Annotated in this window: 16 protein-coding genes and 1 tRNA gene; 12 read left to right on the top strand and 5 right to left on the bottom strand. The window is 43.3% G+C overall.

Translation table 11 applies throughout. The features are described 5' to 3' along the window. Nucleotides 1-217: 217 nt before the first annotated feature. Entirely contained in the window at nt 218-1,675 is a 1,458-nt protein-coding gene (locus JMW64_RS03335; protein WP_201553276.1) for a hypothetical protein, read from the top strand. Nucleotides 1,676-1,792: 117 nt separating this feature from the next. Next, entirely contained in the window at nt 1,793-3,055 is a 1,263-nt protein-coding gene (locus JMW64_RS03340) for a DUF5723 family protein (RefSeq protein ID WP_157908401.1), read from the top strand. Nucleotides 3,056-3,122: 67 nt separating this feature from the next. Here JMW64_RS03340 and JMW64_RS03345 read toward each other — a convergent pair whose 3' ends face one another. Then, on the bottom strand, nt 3,123-4,085 hold the full coding sequence (locus JMW64_RS03345) for a DUF1853 family protein (RefSeq protein ID WP_201553279.1): 963 nt from the start codon (nt 4,083-4,085) through the stop codon (nt 3,123-3,125). A gap of 635 nt (nt 4,086-4,720) precedes the next feature. On the opposite strand from JMW64_RS03345, the gene JMW64_RS03350 reads away from it, so the two are divergent. Next, nucleotides 4,721-5,194: a hypothetical protein gene (locus tag JMW64_RS03350; protein ID WP_201540385.1), complete on the top strand. Its 474-nt coding sequence runs from the start codon at nt 4,721-4,723 to the stop codon at nt 5,192-5,194. A 135-nt stretch (nt 5,195-5,329) separates the two neighbouring features. On the opposite strand, the gene JMW64_RS03355 is transcribed toward JMW64_RS03350, so the two are convergent. The 4 genes from JMW64_RS03355 to gatC form a co-directional block, all read right to left on the bottom strand. Then, nucleotides 5,330-5,406 (bottom strand) — tRNA-Pro (locus tag JMW64_RS03355). A gap of 127 nt (nt 5,407-5,533) precedes the next feature. Further along, the gene (gene gatB / locus JMW64_RS03360) at nt 5,534-7,060 is read right to left on the bottom strand and encodes an Asp-tRNA(Asn)/Glu-tRNA(Gln) amidotransferase subunit GatB (protein ID WP_201553282.1); all 1,527 of its coding nucleotides are present in this window, start codon (nt 7,058-7,060) and stop codon (nt 5,534-5,536) included. After that, complete coding sequence (gene gatA / locus JMW64_RS03365) at nt 7,060-8,556, bottom strand: Asp-tRNA(Asn)/Glu-tRNA(Gln) amidotransferase subunit GatA (protein WP_201553285.1); 1,497 nt, start codon at nt 8,554-8,556, stop codon at nt 7,060-7,062. The genes gatB and gatA overlap by 1 nt, the downstream gene beginning before the upstream one ends. Nucleotides 8,557-8,624: 68 nt before the next feature. Then, nucleotides 8,625-8,939 (bottom strand): Asp-tRNA(Asn)/Glu-tRNA(Gln) amidotransferase subunit GatC, encoded by a 315-nt coding sequence (gatC, locus tag JMW64_RS03370; RefSeq protein WP_201553288.1) that lies wholly within the window; start codon nt 8,937-8,939, stop codon nt 8,625-8,627. A 633-nt stretch (nt 8,940-9,572) separates the two neighbouring features. On the opposite strand from gatC, the gene JMW64_RS03375 reads away from it, so the two are divergent. From JMW64_RS03375 to rplW, 9 genes are all read left to right on the top strand, one after another. After that, nucleotides 9,573-10,610, top strand: a complete 1,038-nt coding sequence (locus tag JMW64_RS03375; protein ID WP_055125266.1) for a rod shape-determining protein — start codon at nt 9,573-9,575, stop codon at nt 10,608-10,610. Nucleotides 10,611-10,799: 189 nt separating this feature from the next. Continuing rightward, on the top strand, nt 10,800-11,660 hold the full coding sequence (gene mreC / locus JMW64_RS03380; protein WP_087814671.1) for a rod shape-determining protein MreC: 861 nt from the start codon (nt 10,800-10,802) through the stop codon (nt 11,658-11,660). A 161-nt stretch (nt 11,661-11,821) separates the two neighbouring features. Beyond that, nucleotides 11,822-12,307, top strand: coding sequence for a rod shape-determining protein MreD (mreD, locus tag JMW64_RS03385; protein ID WP_045446600.1), 486 nt, complete (start codon nt 11,822-11,824; stop codon nt 12,305-12,307). Between the two features lie 131 nt (nt 12,308-12,438). Then, on the top strand, nt 12,439-13,104 hold the full coding sequence (locus tag JMW64_RS03390; protein ID WP_201553290.1) for a Maf family protein: 666 nt from the start codon (nt 12,439-12,441) through the stop codon (nt 13,102-13,104). Nucleotides 13,105-13,282: 178 nt separating this feature from the next. Further along, nucleotides 13,283-14,893 carry an Rne/Rng family ribonuclease gene (locus tag JMW64_RS03395; protein ID WP_201553294.1) on the top strand — a complete coding sequence of 537 codons (1,611 nt, stop codon included), beginning with the start codon at nt 13,283-13,285 and terminating at the stop codon, nt 14,891-14,893. Between the two features lie 441 nt (nt 14,894-15,334). Continuing rightward, entirely contained in the window at nt 15,335-15,646 is a 312-nt protein-coding gene (rpsJ, locus tag JMW64_RS03400) for a 30S ribosomal protein S10 (RefSeq protein WP_010196670.1), read from the top strand. Between the two features lie 48 nt (nt 15,647-15,694). Next, nucleotides 15,695-16,333, top strand: a complete 639-nt coding sequence (rplC, locus tag JMW64_RS03405) for a 50S ribosomal protein L3 (RefSeq protein ID WP_055125271.1) — start codon at nt 15,695-15,697, stop codon at nt 16,331-16,333. A 14-nt stretch (nt 16,334-16,347) separates the two neighbouring features. After that, nucleotides 16,348-16,950 carry a 50S ribosomal protein L4 gene (rplD, locus tag JMW64_RS03410; RefSeq protein WP_045446611.1) on the top strand — a complete coding sequence of 201 codons (603 nt, stop codon included), beginning with the start codon at nt 16,348-16,350 and terminating at the stop codon, nt 16,948-16,950. After that, nucleotides 16,947-17,297: a 50S ribosomal protein L23 gene (gene rplW / locus JMW64_RS03415; protein ID WP_010196677.1), complete on the top strand. Its 351-nt coding sequence runs from the start codon at nt 16,947-16,949 to the stop codon at nt 17,295-17,297. The genes rplD and rplW overlap by 4 nt, the downstream gene beginning before the upstream one ends.

A 17,297-nucleotide genomic window follows, 5' to 3' on the forward strand; every position in this document is an offset into this window, starting at 1 on the left:
ATTAGTCGCAACAACGGCATTTATTTTTTTGTGTAACATTGCTGTTATATCCGTTTACTTTATAGATAAGTTACTTAAATAAGAGTATTATTATTTTAAAGCAAACTTAAGTTTTCTAAATTAAGAGGCGCTTTTGTGAATTAAGGCATTATTTGCTTAATTAGATAAAGATTTTGGTGCTTCTAGTTTTTAAAATTACTTTATAAAGGACTGTGTTATGAAATTTTTTAAATTGAGCGCATTAGCGTTAGCCAGCACGTTAGCGTTAGCAGGCTGTGGTGATGACAATAATAATAGCTCTTCCGGTAATGGTACTAATACGCCTGATGTGCCAGTTAAGCCGCCTGTCGATAATAGTTTGTCTGAGATCGAGCAAGCGAAAGAGATGATTCGTACCGCCAAGTTATTTGTCAGTGACAATAAAGCGGTTACAGATGCTTACGAAGATGTAAGTGATATCCTTACAGAAAAGCAAGATACGCGACTTGGTTATACCTTCGATATCCCAAGTGATCTAAAATACTATATGGAAGAGAATGATGTGTCACAGCTCACGGCAGCTGATATCTTAGCATTAGCCAATGATGCAAAATTTGAGGTCGCATTAGGCAATATCACTTTAACGCCCGAAAATGGTTTTGTCGCAACGCTAAGTACTGACGGTAAGTTTACCTTGAATGGTACAACCAAAGTAGATGTTGAAGAATACGATTATGTGTATAACCCACAAACAGGTTTGTACGGATCTGTTGTCGTCAATCAAGACAGTTTTAAGGTAGCATTTGATGGCTTTGAAGATGCGTTAAGCTCAAACACCAGTACAGATAACTTTAACGGCAGCTTGGGTTTCAAGAGTATTAAAATTGGCACTGGCACTGATATCGTTGCCCTCAGCTCAAATACTAAAGGCGCAACAGTCAGTGGTCAATTCAGTGATAAAGTCGTGGTCAATGATGAGTTTGATATCAATGATGCAAATAGAGAAGGCATCACACTAGAAAAGGCGGTCATCAAATTAAGCAGCCTGAAGTTGACGGCTAATGATAGCGTGATTGAAGCAAAAGATTTTGAATTTGCCGCACTGGATGTCAGCAGAAAGCTAGCAGATAACAGTCTGGTGGTTAGAACTATCCCTTATAAGTTTGCTATAACGGGCAAGATGACCAAGCAAAAACCGATGACTGATGTAGAGATTACACTGAACGCGACTGCCAATGACGCTGATATAAAGAAATTTATCATAATCGATGAAGTCGGTGATATCGAAGAAGCCGCCAATAAATACGTAGGTATGGAAATAGTATTGGCGATTAAGGGCAAGGTAACGAAAGAGAGCACAACGACGATTCCACTTGATTTCCAAGCCAATCTTAAACGTACTGCTCGTAATGTTATTGAGCTACAAGGTCTGACTGCTAGCGTAGAGGGTAAGAAGCTATTTGTAACAGGTAAGTCAAGCTTAGATAATAACTATGATGTGGTTAGCACCCAGTTTACCGTTGAGCAAAATAAAGCATCGATCAAGTTAAATGTCGATGCCAATGGTGATTTTATCAAAGATAAAATGGGTAAGCTTGGCGATATCATGGTTAACGGTAAAGACTACGGTGATTTGATGGATAATGATGGCAAAGTTACTGCCAAATTTACTGATGACAGTTTAATTATTCTATAATCAAATCATGTGTCACATCGACTCTCAACCGTTGTTAGTAGCGATTGAGGTATAGCAACAAAAAAAGAGACAGATTACTGTCTCTTTTTTATGCTCTCTAATAAACGTGAGAAATTTATGCCATATAACGTTTCAATTCTCTATGGTTTTTTACCTAAAAGCTTAGCATCGCATTTATACAGCCGTACCAAGTTAATCACTACGCCAGCGATTGCCGCTATGATGATATCCAGCGCTGCGGTTGCTGATAGTGCAGATATACCAGCTGCTGATACGAATTTTTACTTCTACCCCCAAGCGACAGGGTTGCTAGACAGTCAGACCAAACAATCAGACGCACAGATAGAGTGGAGTGTGATGGCAACGGCTCATAGCCCAACACAGCCTATCTCAGCATTTTTAGACGATTGGAGTGCCCCTTTGGACTCGGGTGATCATGCTTATGCCCAAGGTCGGACGTCGCTTGAGATTCGTCCTGCGGGCAGTGCGATTAGCTACGGTCTAGGTTGGCGTTATGATTATTTAATGACGTTTAGCAAAGAGACTGCCGAAGTTTATTGGCAGTATGAAAATAAACAGCCCTCAAGTACCAGTCAAGATTATCCGTTATTTTTGGAAGCCAAGCACAATGAAAGATTCGGTGCTAATATTGGTCTGACGCAGCAGCTCATGCCTAACTGGCAATTGACTACTCGTGCCAATCTCTGGCAAGGACTGCATGCATTAGAAGGTAAGATAGTTGGCGATTTAAGCACCAGAGTGTTGCCAAATAATGAGGTGACAGACATACGAGACAGTTTGGATAAAACCAACGCTTACATCGATTATTACTATGATGAACCGGCTTTAGGGGAGGAAAATCTAGACTGGAACCCCGCGAAACCTTCGGGATATGGTTATTCGCTCGATTTGCAGCTCACAGGTCAGTTGTCTGATAGTACGCAGTTGTCTCTGAGTGGCTACGATATCCTTGGACGTATGCACTGGAAAGACATGCCAAGCACTCGTTATGCATTGGATTATGACGTCAACGGCAGACCTCTCTATACGATTGAAGGGCAGCTTAGCACTGATGATGTCACACAGACATTGCCATGGCGAGTGGAAGGTAGCCTTCAGCATCAGCTAGACAGTCAATGGCAGCTCGGTCTACATGGTCAAGTGAATGACATTCAAGACTTATATCAATTATCCGCAGGCTACCAAACGTCCAACGATGCTTTCCCCATTACGGTGACGGGCTTGATAGAGCCGCAAACGCAAGCATTGGGTCTTGCTGTAGACAGTCGTTATGCTGGCATCAAATTGCTGACCGACAGTCTCGATTCAGAAAAAGCCAAACGCAGTGAGATTAGCTTGTATGGACGCTATGCTTGGTAGCTTGATTCATTGCATTAATAAAGCAGATGGCTAAAGCGTCGATGTGCATATAATGCGGTGGACGTTACTAAAATTTATCATGCGTTTTGTCGCGCTGTTCAGGATAAATGACGATCGGACTATGACCTTCGAAGTATAGTCCTGTCGTAGGCATAGGCATTGCGTCGTTTGACCAAGCTACCTGCGGCTGTCGTCCATCATAGCAGTCGCGCCTAGTAAACCATTCGATATAATGGGCAGCTCGTAATGCCCTTATATCAAGCGTCGCAAGATTAGTCATATCGGTGTTATCGCACCATTTATGTATAGGAAAGCTTGGCGCTAACCAAGGCGGATAAGTAAAATTACAGGTATTGATTGGCAAAAAGAAGCGTCCTTTAATTATCCCATAACGCTTATCAATTTTAACTTGTCCATGCTTTTCGGTATCTACCCATACGGTACGAAACTGCTTGGTTTGCATATGGGTCATTTTACGCTGTAAATTGTCATTGGAGTTGATGCCAACCCAGTTCTCAGGAGCAAAAGGCGCTGATCCCATAAAAAACTTAATCGCCAGCTCCCAATGCTCGACCAGATTTTCTCCATGATTATATAAGATTAAATCCAGCTCACCAGTCGTCTGCTTGCCGTTAAATAACTGTATGTTATTAGCGATTGTCTCGTATAGATGCAACTTACGCGCAAACCCATCTTCTAACCAAAAAGAAATTAACCCTTCAAAATGAAACCCCAATCGATTGGGACTTGGACGCTTGAGTAAATAACGGGTCAATTCTTGATAATCAGTAGTAGTATCTAGTTCTGTTAATCGTTGCTTATACGCTTCAAATTGTACCTGCCAAAATCTGGCGCTATGTACTGAAATCGCATGTGTGTTCTCCTGCGGTGCAAAGTCTATCCACTGCGTTAATACGTTAGGACAAGCAAGTGCATAAGCCAAATCACGCACATAAGGTCGCTTGTAACGCTCCCAAGGGGCATCATCTATAGGGCGGGTAGAGGTGGGCTGAGCGATAGGCTCTGACATAGGATAAACCAGTGTAAAGGTGTAGCATTTACCCTAACGGCTCGCTCTATAAAAGTCTATGGTCAATCGTATTATGTTAATGTTGTGACCACTTGTCGGCTAATGCCTGAAAATAACAAGATATTCTATCCATAACTTGTATCAAGCCAAATATTGTTGCTCGATAATGCCTTACTATTAATACTAAGATGATAATCTATGATAAATAAGCATCTGTAAAATATTTCATGCATGATAAGTCCACTGCCTGTGCGTCTATGGGCGCAACTTTGACTATGGCACAGAAACCTACTTTGCCCTAAGAGCATATTTCACAAGATATTCAGTAAGCAATTAATCATGTTATGGTGGTTAATGACAGCTTAAACTATGACAAGGTTCGAAGGTGCACTCTATTTAATAAAAAAGAAACTTGTAATTATGAGAGTAGGGAGTATGTGAGTGAAGACAAATACTGTATTGCTGCTATCAAGTATAAAATTGAGGAAATAAATTGTGAAACTAGGCCATATTGGTAATGAGAGTAATGGAAAATCAAGTTCTGATGAAAAAAGTAATTATATGTATAATAAAATCAAGCAACAGTTTGAATTGTTTGAATAGATAAAGATGATCGTTATGAGAGGTAATATATTATGAAAGCATGGCTAGTTACTGCTGTTCTGATGGGTGTTACATTCGCTACCAATGCCAATGCCAATGCCAGTGCCAGTGCTTTTGATGCTATGGATAAGTATTTTAAAGAGTTTGAGGTCGTAGATGAAAACTACCGTTACGTAGACTTAGAAGCCGCGTCTACTTTTTTTGACTTAATGGATCATATGTTTAATAAAAAGATTAAAAATGAGCAACCTGATTTTAAATTGGGTGGTAAAAATCACTTGATGAGCTGGCATGTCGACCTATACTCAAGCTCACTCGCTTTTAAGAACATGGAGCCTAGTTTCCAAGAGTCGGGTATGACTGAGCTTTGTAATGATTTTTATGGCGCAAAATACCAAGCTGCTAATAATGTTGTGGTTAAGCTATCTAGTTATGACAATCAGGATAATTTGGTAGAAACAGTGGTTTTGAACAAAGATGTCTGTGCAGGGGCTAGTAATCTGTAGATTTGTCATCAAAGTAATTTAAATGTCATACCTACACCTACTAAAAGTAACAACTGTAAGGCATTGCCCAAATTTTAATCAAAAAAAAGCCAACCATTGAAAACAATGATTGGCTTTTTTCTTTACTACTATGTTTGGTCGGAACGGCAGGATTTGAACCTGCGACCACTACACCCCCAGTGTAGTGCGCTACCAGACTGCGCTACGCCCCGAATGACTGACTATTTTACGCAAAATTATGCATATTGCAAGGGCTATTTATTTTAGTCAAACTCTATAACCTTAATTTACGTATCACAGTCAGCATAACCAATGGGCAAAACCAATCAGCAATTATCCTTAACCTAGTAGCTCTTTGAGGATTTGGTTGACTTGCTGCGGGTTGGCACTACCACGACTTGCTTTCATGACTTGACCGACCAGACCGTTAAAGGCTTTTTCTTTACCGCCGCGATACTCTTCAACCATGGCTGCATTTTTAGCGATGACTTCTTCAACGATGGCTTTAATAGCGCCCGTATCGGTTTCTTGCTTAAGCCCTTTTTCTTCGATGATTTTGTCAGCGGCATCATCAGCATCACCGCCTTCACGCTCGTATAGAGCGCTAAAGACTTTCTTCGCCAATTTGCCAGATAGCGTGTCATCTTTGATTCGGGCTAGCATACCAGCCAATTGCTTGGCGCTGATAGGGGAGTCAGTAATTTCTTTATCATCTTTATTTAGCGCACCGAGTAGGTCACCCATCACCCAGTTGCCAGCCATTTTGGCATCTGCTCGCCCAATTTCTTCGACGACTGCTTCGAAATAATCAGCAATTTGACGACTACCCGTTAGGATGCGAGCATCATATTCTGATAGACCAAGCGCTTCTTCAAAACGGGCACGACGAGCAACGGGTAGCTCCGGCATTGCTGCACGAATGCTATCAACCGTATGCTGTTCGATACGCACAGGTAGCAAGTCAGGGTCAGGGAAGTAACGATAATCGTTAGCGTCTTCTTTGGTACGCATCACACGAGTTTCGTCGCGCTCTGGATCATACAGCATCGTTGCCTGCACGACTTTTCCACCGTCCTCAATGATGTCGATTTGACGCTCGATTTCACGATTGATGGCGCGTTCGATAAAGCGGAACGAGTTGAGGTTTTTTAGCTCAGTACGCGTACCCAATTCAGCACCAGGCTTACGAATAGAGACGTTACAATCACAACGGAATGAGCCTTCCGCCATCACTGCGTCTGAAATACCAAGCCACGTGACCAGCTGATGAATGGCTTTGATATAGGCAAGGGCTTCGTGAGCTGAGCGCATGTCTGGCTCAGAGACGATTTCGATTAATGGCGTACCAGCACGGTTCAAATCCACACCAGTCATACCATCGACGGCATCGTGAACTGATTTACCCGCATCTTCTTCTAAATGTGCGCGGGTGATACCCATACGTTTTGGATATTCGTTCTTATCCCCTTCATTGACCACCACATCGATATAGCCTTCGCCAACGATAGGGTTTGCCATCTGAGTGATTTGATAGCCTTTAGGCAAATCTGGATAGAAGTAGTTTTTACGGTCAAACGTATTAAATAGACCTAACTCAGCGTTGACACCGATACCGAATTTTAGGGCACGATCGACCACACCAGCATTTAGCACTGGCAATACGCCAGGCAGACCTAAGTCTACGATGCTAGCTTGGCTGTTTGGCTCATGACCAAAGTCAGTCGGCGCACTTGAGAATATTTTACTTTCCGTATTGAGTTGACAGTGAATCTCAATGCCGATGACCACTTCATAACCATCGACGAAAAGCTCTTTACGCACGGCATGCTCGCGCACGGCATTGTTATCAGTAGTAGCTGTACTCATTATACCGTCTCCTTTGCGATGGCAGAGTGTTGTAGATTATGGTCTGTATGCTGCTGGAATAAATGAGCAGTCGTGAGCAATTGGCTCTCTTGCCAATGCTTACCGATTAATTGTAAGCCAATAGGCAAACCTTCTGAGGTTAGACCAACTGGCTGGCTAAGCGCAGGTAGACCCGCTAAGTTGACCGCGATGGTATAAACGTCACCCAAGTACATGGTCGCAGGATCAAGGTTGTCAGTAAGCTTGTAAGCAGCGGTTGGTGCTGTTGGGCTAGCAATCACATCACAGCTAGCAAAGGCTTCATCGAAGTCTTTGACGATTAAGCGGCGGATTTTTTGTGCTTTGGTATAGTACGCATCAAAGTAACCTGCCGAAAGTGCATAAGTGCCGGTCAAGATACGGCGTTGTACTTCAGGACCAAAGCCTTCAGAGCGTGAACGCGTGTATAGATCGAGCAGATCGGTTGGATTCTCACAGCGATAGCCAAAGCGTACGCCATCGAAGCGTGACAGGTTTGATGAGGCTTCGGCAGGGGCGAGCATGTAGTAAGTGGCAAGGGTAATCTCAGGGTCAGTGATATTCACCTCCACAATCGTCGCACCTAGCTCTTCATACTTGTTCAGAGCAGCACGTACGGCCGTTTCTACTTCAGCGTCTAGTCCCGCACTAAAGTATTCTTTGGCAACACCAATACGTAGACCGTTAAATGGCTTATCGCCAGCCGCAGCTTCTGCATCGCTGATATCTTGTACGTAGTCAGGCATATCATACTTGATGGACGTTGCATCGCGTGGATCGTGACCAATCATTGGCTGTAGCAGATAGGCACAATCTTTAGCGCTGCGCCCCATGCTACCCGCTTGATCCAGACTTGAGGCATAGGCAATCATCCCAAAGCGAGAGACGCGACCATAAGTGGGCTTGATACCGGTTAAACCACAAAATGAGGCAGGCTGGCGAATAGAGCCACCAGTATCACTGCCCGTTGCGACTGGGACAAAACCTGCGGCAACGGCGGCAGCACTACCACCTGATGAACCACCGGGGACGCGCTCTAGGTTCCAAGGATTCTGTACCGTGCCGTAGTATGAGCTGCTATTGTCTGAGCCCATCGCAAACTCATCCATATTGAGCTTGCCCAAGCTAATCATGCCTGCTTTGTCGATATTAGAAACGATGGTAGCGTCATAAGGCGAGACAAAGTTATGCAGCATCTTAGAGCCACAAGTCGTCAGTACACCTTGGGTACAAAAGATGTCTTTGTGCGCCATCGGTACGCCAAGTAATGGACGCTGATCGCCTTGCGCGCGCATCTCGTCTGCTGCCTTTGCTTGCGCGCGTGCTGTCTCAGAAGTATGAGTGATAAAGCTGTTAATCTTATTGTCTAGCGCATCTATACGCTTGATGTAGTGTTCTGTCAGCTCAAGGCTGCTAAATTGTTTGTCTTGCAAGCCCGTAATAAGCTGCTGGGTACTTAATAAATGAAGTTCTGACATAAGGTGTCGTCCGTCAAAATGTGAATAGCATAAAGTAAAATAGGGTAGCGATTAAAGCAGCGCGCTGCTTATTCAATCACTTGTGGAACCAAATATAAGCCATTTTCAACAGCTGGGGCGACTGACTGATTGCGCGCGCGGTTGATATCGTGTTTGGCCACATCAGCCCGCAATTCTTGGCAAGCTTCATGGATATTCGCTAAGGGTTTGATGCCTGTGGTATCCACGTTAGATAACGTATTCATCAGTTTTAATACTTTACTAATATCGCCGGCATAGCTATCGGCTGTGCTTTCATCGACACCCAAACGTGCAAGGTTGGCAACTTCTAGGATTTCTTCACGGCTGACGTTGCTGTCAGACGTTGCTGGTTGCTGTGACATAGTTTCTCCAGTGAAGGACAGTTTTTGTTAGAGTAGAATGCGGCTAAAATAGGCAAGCATTAGATATAGATAATTATTAACACAAACTAAAACAAGGGGTTTATCTTAAGATGTATATATAGTGGCTTTATTATAAAGCATCTGGCTTAAGTTTACAGAGCATGACGCTTGATTGATGCACAATATCAACCAAGATGGCGTGATTTGCAAAATTGACCGTATAATTCACGATTGATTCTCAATTGCTTACCCATTACGTTCTGAAATACGTTACAGTATGCACCTGTGCTGCTAAGCAAAATTATCATTTGCCTGTAGAGCCTTGTTAGTTATTGAATTAAATGATGTTTCATTAAGTCGAATGGTATTTACTGCTATTTTAAACTTTGTAACAACTTTTAGCGTTTAAGACCGAAATCCTGACTTACTGATGCAAATATCTGTGTTTTTTTTGAGCCAAATCGGTATAATTTAGCTCAGTTTTTCCATTGCATCATTATTGCTTAGGTTTGACTTGTTGCGAGGTTCAAATTTCGCCATAAGTAATGTCTAACGACGACCTGCTCAACGCTGACGAGTAACGCCTCAGTCAATCTCATTCGCCTCATTCGCCTCATTTGTAATACGCTGGAAATATTAGTCATGAACCTGTTTGGATTTTTATCAAATAATATCGCTATCGACCTCGGTACTGCGAACACTCTCATTTTTATTCCTAATAAAGGCGTCGTACTTGACGAGCCTACGGTGGTTGCGTTACGAAGTAATCGTACCCAAAACCCTACCGTTGCGGCTGTTGGTATTGATGCCAAGCAGATGCTTGGTCGTACACCTGCTAACATTACAGCGATTCGCCCATTAAAAGACGGCGTGATTGCTGACTTTGAAGTGACGCAAAAAATGCTCAAGCATTTCATCACGAAGGTAAAAGCCAAGCGTTTTATGGCGCAGCCTAACGTGGTGGTTTGTGTGCCTTGTAAGTCTACTCTGGTTGAGCGTAAAGCGATTCGTGAAGCGGTATCTTCGGCAGGTGCGAGTAAAGTACTATTGTTAGAAGAGCCAATGGCAGCTGCCATCGGTGCTGGCTTGCCAGTTCATGAGGCCAGCGGTTCGATGGTGGTTGATATTGGTGGCGGCACGACGGAGATTGCCGTTATCGCGTTATCTGGTTGCGTTTATGCTGAGTCGATTCGTATCGGTGGCGATATGTTTGATGACGCGATTATCACCCACGTGCGCCGTACCCATGGTTGTGTGATTGGTGAGACGACAGCTGAGCGTATTAAGCACGAAGTTGGCTCTGCTTTGAATGAAGACAGTCAGCTAGAAGTCGAAGTTCGCGGTCGTAGCATGGCAGAAGGCGTGCCAAAAACCTTTACTGTTAATTCAGAAGAAGTACAAAAAGCCCTGAGTGATCCGCTGAGCGGTATCGTTAGCGCGGTAAAAGCGGCACTTGAGCAGACGCCACCTGAGCTGTCATCAGACATCGCAGAGCGTGGTATTGTTTTGACGGGCGGCGGTGCGCTGTTACGTGATTTGGACAAATTAATTTCAAGAGAGACAGGTCTACCTGTGACCGTTGCTGAAGATCCATTGACTTGTGTTAGCCGCGGCGGTGGTATTGCGCTTGACTTTATCAATAACAAAAGCTTGAACATGATTTTTGTTTAGATTGCTTTAGTTAAGCACTGCGGTATTGATAAATCATCTTCGTCGTGCTTGATGATAGCTTGCGTAAAAATAGTGGGTTAAAACAGTATAAAATTAAAGGTAGCCAGTTGCGCTGCCTTTAATTGCATTCATTAACTAGAACCCAGTACTGGCTACTGCTTATTTTATAACTCCTGAGTTAGACGACTTATGACCCCAAGTATTTTTGCGCGCCAGCCGTTAGCACTTCGTAAGACTGCCATTGTATTAATAGCAGCTCTAATACTGATGTGGTTCGATAGCAAAAATTCAGAATGGTTTAATCCAGTACGTAGTACCAGTCATGCCGCTATGCAGCCTATTTATGAGCTGTCACTGTTACCGAGTTATGCCAAGCATTGGGCAGGTGGCAGCTTACAGTCTAAAGAAGCGCTGCGCCGCGAAAACATGCAATTGAAGTCTCAGCTTATCCATGCGCAAGCCAAGTTACAGCAGCAAGATTATATTTTGGCACAAAATGCGCGCCTGCAAGGTATTTTATCAACAACCAAGCCTGAACAATTTGATCTTAATTTGGCACAGGTAATTGGTACAGACACCAACTTACTCAGACAAATCGTGGTGCTCAATAAAGGCGTTCAAGACGGGGTTCAAGTTGGACAGACAGTGATTGATGAAGACGGTATTTTAGGGCAGATTATTAATGTCTATCCCAATACCAGTCGCCTACTATTGATTACTGATGAACAGCAATCGGTTGCAGTTACAGTCAAGCGTACAGGTCAACGCGCTATCGTGACAGGGCAAGGTATACCAACCTCATTAAGCCTTGACTATGTATTCAAAACCTCAGACGTGCGTGTGGGTGATGAGCTGGTGTCATCAGGATTGGGTGGGCGTATTCCAGCAGGGTATCGTGTCGGGCGTATCGCCCATATTAAAGATACTCAAGCCGATAACTTTAGAAGTATAGAAGTGACCCCAGCGGCGAACTTTATCGATAATGCGTATGTATTAGTCCTGCAAGATAAGCTGGTGAATAAAAATAATATGACTCTCAATGACCGTTAAGAAGTTAGGTGCTCAATACGTAAGTACCAATAAGATAATGGCTGGCATCTATTTATTAACTGGTCTTTTTGTCGATACATTTTTAGCCATGGTTTTTATCCCATCAATACCCACTCATGCTTTAACAGCAGCCATCAATACATTCGTTAAGGTAAGTACCCATGTCGTATCCTGATTCTGAGAATGCAACGGTACTACTGATTGCTACCATCATTCTAAGTTTTGTTATTGCGTCATCGCTCAATGTATATCCGTTAAGTCCTAGTATGGCTACCTTACGCCCTATGGTCATGATCATGGTGCTGATTTTTTGGTTGTTATTTCAGCCACGCTATGTTGGTATTTTTACAGCATTTACCATCGGTCTCATTGCTGACTTACTCATGGATACCCATTTGGGACAGCAAGCGTTTGCCGCCGTGGCAGTCGCCTTCTTCATAAAAATAACCAGTATTTATATTAGGCAACTAAATACCATCAGTGCATGGTTATTAGCGAGCTTAGGATTGGTTGTTTTTCAATTATGTTTATGGATATTGCAGATGTTTATCCAGAATGTCTTTGTCGCACAATCTGCCTTATCACTGTTGATGAGTATCATCAGCTGGCCATTGGTACTACTGGCTTTGCGTAAATTTGCGTCATAAGAAAAATTCTGCTGACAACCAATAAGATTTTAGCGCTGGTGTTTATTAATCCTGACTAACTAATGTTAATGCACTAAAAGGCAGCAGTTTTCGGTAGTAGGCAGATAAATTCAGATATAAAGAGAGTAGCGATGGATATTATTTTAGCTTCTGGTTCGCCGCGCCGTCGTGAGCTGTTAGAAAGAGCACAACTAGAATTTAGCACATTGAGTGTAGATGTTGATGAAACAAAGCATGATGATGAGTCACCCACAGACTATATCGAGCGCATGGTCGCCACTAAAGCTGAGGCTGCCATACAGCAACTAGCATCACGCTTGAAAACGGATAAAAGCTGTTTTTCTGACTCACTTATCATTTTAACGTCTGATACCATCGGTGTGCTGGCAGATGGTCAAACAGTGCTGGTCAAGCCAGTCGATCGTGAGCACGCTTATAGCATGTGGCAACGGATGTCTGATAATGTCCATGAAGTATGGACAGCGGTTCAAGCAACTTATATATCATTATCTTCTAAAGTGGCTAACAGCTCAACTCATGAGCCAGTATTTCAAATCATTAATCAGCAACGAATCACTGAGCGTACCGAAGTGACCTTTATAGCGCTCACTGCGGAGATGATGAGTAACTATTGGGAAAGTGGTGAGCCTGCTGATAAAGCGGGTGGTTATGGTATACAAGGTTTGGGTGCTATTTGGGTCAGCCGTATCAATGGTAGCTATACCAATGTCGTGGGTTTACCACTTCCACAAACGCTGGCGTTAATTAAAAACGTCACAGATATTAGTGTCAAGTAAAATACGAGACAGACCCTGATGGAGATTATTTGTCTCTCAGAGATTGGTTGTCACTCTAACCTGCTGCACATAATAACACGCGAGAGTAATGGGCGAGAGCCAGCTGCATTTGTTACACTATAAAGATAATAGACGATGAACGTCTAACAAGAAAGCTGAGAGATAAGAGAAAAACATTATGTCCGAAGAGCTGCTGATTAATATTAGTCCAATGGAATCCCGTGTCGCAGTCTTAGACAATGGCATCTTGGGCGAAATTTATATTGAACGTCATCATAAATTGGGTCTGGTCGGCAATATCTATCTGGGTACAGTCGTACGCGTTTTACCTGGTATGCAGGCAGCATTCGTTGATATCGGGCAGTCGCGGACAGCATTTTTACATGTCAATGATATGCAGCGTGAGCCGCGTCCAGTAGCAGAAAATAAAAGTAAAGCGGCTGACAATAGCGATAAAAACTCGGATAGCAATATAGAAGATGCTGTGGTAGAAAATGGTACTGATAACTTGGCTGTCACGCCACCGGTGATTAGTATACAAAATACCGAAGTCATCCCTGTTTCTAAAACGTTGATTCAACATCGCTTGCATGAAAGCCAACGTATTTTAGTGCAAGTGACCAAAGATCAGTTGGGCAGTAAAGGCGCTCGCTTGACCACCAATATATCCTTGCCATCTCGCTATTTGGTGTATCTGCCCTCAAGCGAACACATTGGTATCTCTCAGCGCATTGATGGCGAAGAAGAGCGCACTCGTTTGAAGACTGAGCTTAGTAGCCTGATGCAAACGGTCAATCTAAAAGGCGGTCTCATCGCTCGTACCGCTGCTGAACGTGTCCCTGTCGATAAGCTTGAAGAAGACATTTATTATCTATTGCAACTGTGGCGTACCATCTGCGCGCGTCGCCAAGAGATGAAACAACATCAAAGTTCTGAGCTTATTTATCAAGAGCTATCATTACCGCTGCGTTCTATCCGTGATTTGGTACACGCGGATACCGAGAAAGTCATCATTGATAATGCACAAATTTACGAACAAGTCAGATCCTTTGCCAAAGAGTTTGTACCTTTTGTCTATGACCGCATTGTCCATTATACCGCTGAGCCATCCTTGTTTGATGTCCATCGTGTCGAAGATGATTTGCGTGATGCTTTAAAACGCCGCGTAGATTTAAAATCAGGTGGCTATCTCATTATCGACCAAACAGAAGCGATGACCACAATCGATGTCAATACAGGATCATTCGTAGGCGGGCGTTCGTTAGAAGATACGGTTTATAAAACCAATCTTGAGGCAACTCATGCAATCGCCCGTCAGCTGCGTTTGCGTAATCTAGGCGGTATTATCATCCTAGACTTTATTGACATGCTTGAACAGCAGCATAAAGATGATGTGTTAGAGAGTCTGCAATCACAGCTAGTACAAGACTATGCCAAAACTAAGATTACTCAGGTCAGTGAGCTTGGGTTAGTAGAGATGACGCGTAAACGTACGCGTGAGTCGCTCGGACAGCAGCTATGTGAGCCATGCTCGACCTGTCAAGGACGCGGCTTTGTTAAAACGGCTGAGACAGTGTGCTTTGAGATATTCCGTGAAATCATGCGTTGTGCTCGTACTTATAACTCTCCCAAGAAATTTACGGTCGTTGCCCATGCTGCAGTGATTGATTTACTTCTCACTTCAGAGTCAGACACGGTGGCAGATTTAGAGTATTTACTTGGTAGAGTGATTACCTTTGATGTCGAAAATCTCTATACTCAAGAGCAATATGACATTGTTTTGGATTGATGTTTCATAGTTTTAGATTAACAGTGCATAGTTACCAATTCATATAAGCGTGATTATTAAGCACAGATACGGTTGTTTACATATTACTGTTTATAAAGGGTAATATCATAAGTCGCTACAGATATTACCCTTGCAATGACTGAAATACTATGTATAATATACACCACTGAATTATATATGCGCCGCCAATCAAACAGCGGGCGCTATGACAGCTAGAGCATCGTTTCTAGCACTATTTCATTATGCCTTTGCTGACATCCTATAATGGAAGGGTCGGCGGGGCTTTAAACTATTTTGCTTTTGGCACGCTACAAGTTCGGATAAAGAACTCATTCTGGTTAAGAACAGAAGGCCGCTTTAAGTGAATATTTAACCAAACGGCTTTTGATCATATCTTTGCAAAGCAAAAATGACAAAAGCACATATTAGGAGCTTGCTGGCATGGCTAACCAGAGAATCCGTATCCGTCTTAAGTCTTTTGATCATCGTCTGATTGATCAATCTGCACAAGAGATTGTTGATACTGCAAAGCGCACCGGTGCGCAAGTTTGTGGTCCTGTACCGTTGCCGACTCGCATTGAGCGCTTCAACGTTCTAACTTCACCACACGTAAACAAAGACGCTCGTGATCAGTACGAAATCCGTACTCATAAGCGTATGGTTGACATCGTTCAACCTACCGACAAAACTGTGGATGCGCTAATGAAGCTTGACTTGGCGGCGGGTGTTGACGTTCAAATTGCTTTGGGTTAATGCACATAAACACCCAACCCATTAATATAAGATATAAAGAGGTCTAAAATGGCGATCGGTTTAGTCGGTAAAAAATGCGGCATGACCCGTGTCTTCACTGAAGCAGGCGCATCTATCCCTGTAACAGTGGTTGAGATCAGTGCTAATCGCATTACTCAAGTAAAAAATACTGATGTAGATGGCTATCAAGCCATCCAAGTTACCACAGGTACCCGTCGTGACAGCCGCGTAGCAGCAGCTCAAAAAGGTCACTTCGCTAAAGCTGGCGTTGCCGCTGGTCGTGGTGTTTGGGAATTTCGTGCCAATGATAGCGATCTTGAAGGTCGTGAAATTGGTGGTGAGATCCTAGCTGACTTGTTCGAACAAGGTCAGATGGTTGATGTCACAGGTAACAGTAAAGGTAAAGGCTTTCAAGGCGGCGTGAAGCGTCACAACTTCAGCATGCAAGATGCCACTCATGGTAACTCAGTATCTCACCGTGCCATTGGTTCAACTGGTCAAAACCAGTCACCAGGTAAAGTCTTCAAAGGCAAAAAAATGCCAGGTCAGATGGGTAACAAACGCGTTACCGTTCAGGGCCTAGAAGTGATATCGGTTGATGTTGAAAAAGGGTTACTTGTCATCAAGGGTGCTATCCCAGGTGCCACCGGTGGCGATGTCATCGTACGTCCGTCAGTCAAAGCCTAAGCAAGGGGATTAACGTGGATTTAAAAACAGTTACAGGGGCGGCAGTTGAGCTTTCTGATACGGCTTTCGGTCGTGAATTCAACGAAGCACTAGTGCATCAAGTCGTCACCGCATATCTTGCTGGTGCTCGTCAAGGTACACGCGCTCAAAAAACCCGTGCCGAAGTTTCTGGTGGTGGCATTAAGCCATGGCGCCAAAAAGGTACTGGTCGCGCTCGTGCAGGTTCTATTCGTAGCCCAATCTGGCGTGGGGGTGGTCGTGCATTCGCGGCTAAACCACAAGATTGGTCACAGAAAGTCAACCGTAAAATGTATCGCGGTGCTATGCAGTGTATCTTAGCCGAATTGATTCGCCAAGAGCGTTTGATTTTGGTCGAAGAACTAAGCGTTTCTGGACCTAAGACTAAAGAGTTGATTGCAAAGTTAGGTGAGTTAAATGCATCACGTGCATTAATCGTCACTAAAGAAGTTGACGAAAACTTATACTTAGCTGCTCGCAACATCCCACATGTCAATGTACTTGATACAAGTGAAGTGGATCCAGTGAGCTTGATCGCTTTTGATAAAGTGATCATGACAGTCGAAGCTGCGAAACAATTTGAGGAAGCACTAGCATGAATAACGCAAGACTTTATCAGATCCTAAGAGGACCTGTATTCTCAGAGAAATCTCAAATGCTTGGCGACTCACTTGGTGTGCAGGTATTTAAAATTGACTCTAACGCTACTAAGCTTGAAGTCAAAAAAGCGGTTGAGATGATGTTTGAAGGTGTTGAAGTTTTAAAAGTAAACACTTTGAATGTTAAAGGTAAGACAAAGCGTTTTGGTAAAAGTATCGGCCGTCGTAATGACTACAAAAAAGCCTACGTTACCTTAAAAGCTGGTCAAGATGTACAAATGGCTGATGCTGGTGAAGAGGTCGCGAATACGACTGCTTCTACTAGTGAAACAGCGAACAACGAATAA

Source organism: Psychrobacter immobilis (assembly GCF_904846065.1).
GTDB lineage: Bacteria > Pseudomonadota > Gammaproteobacteria > Pseudomonadales > Moraxellaceae > Psychrobacter > Psychrobacter immobilis_H.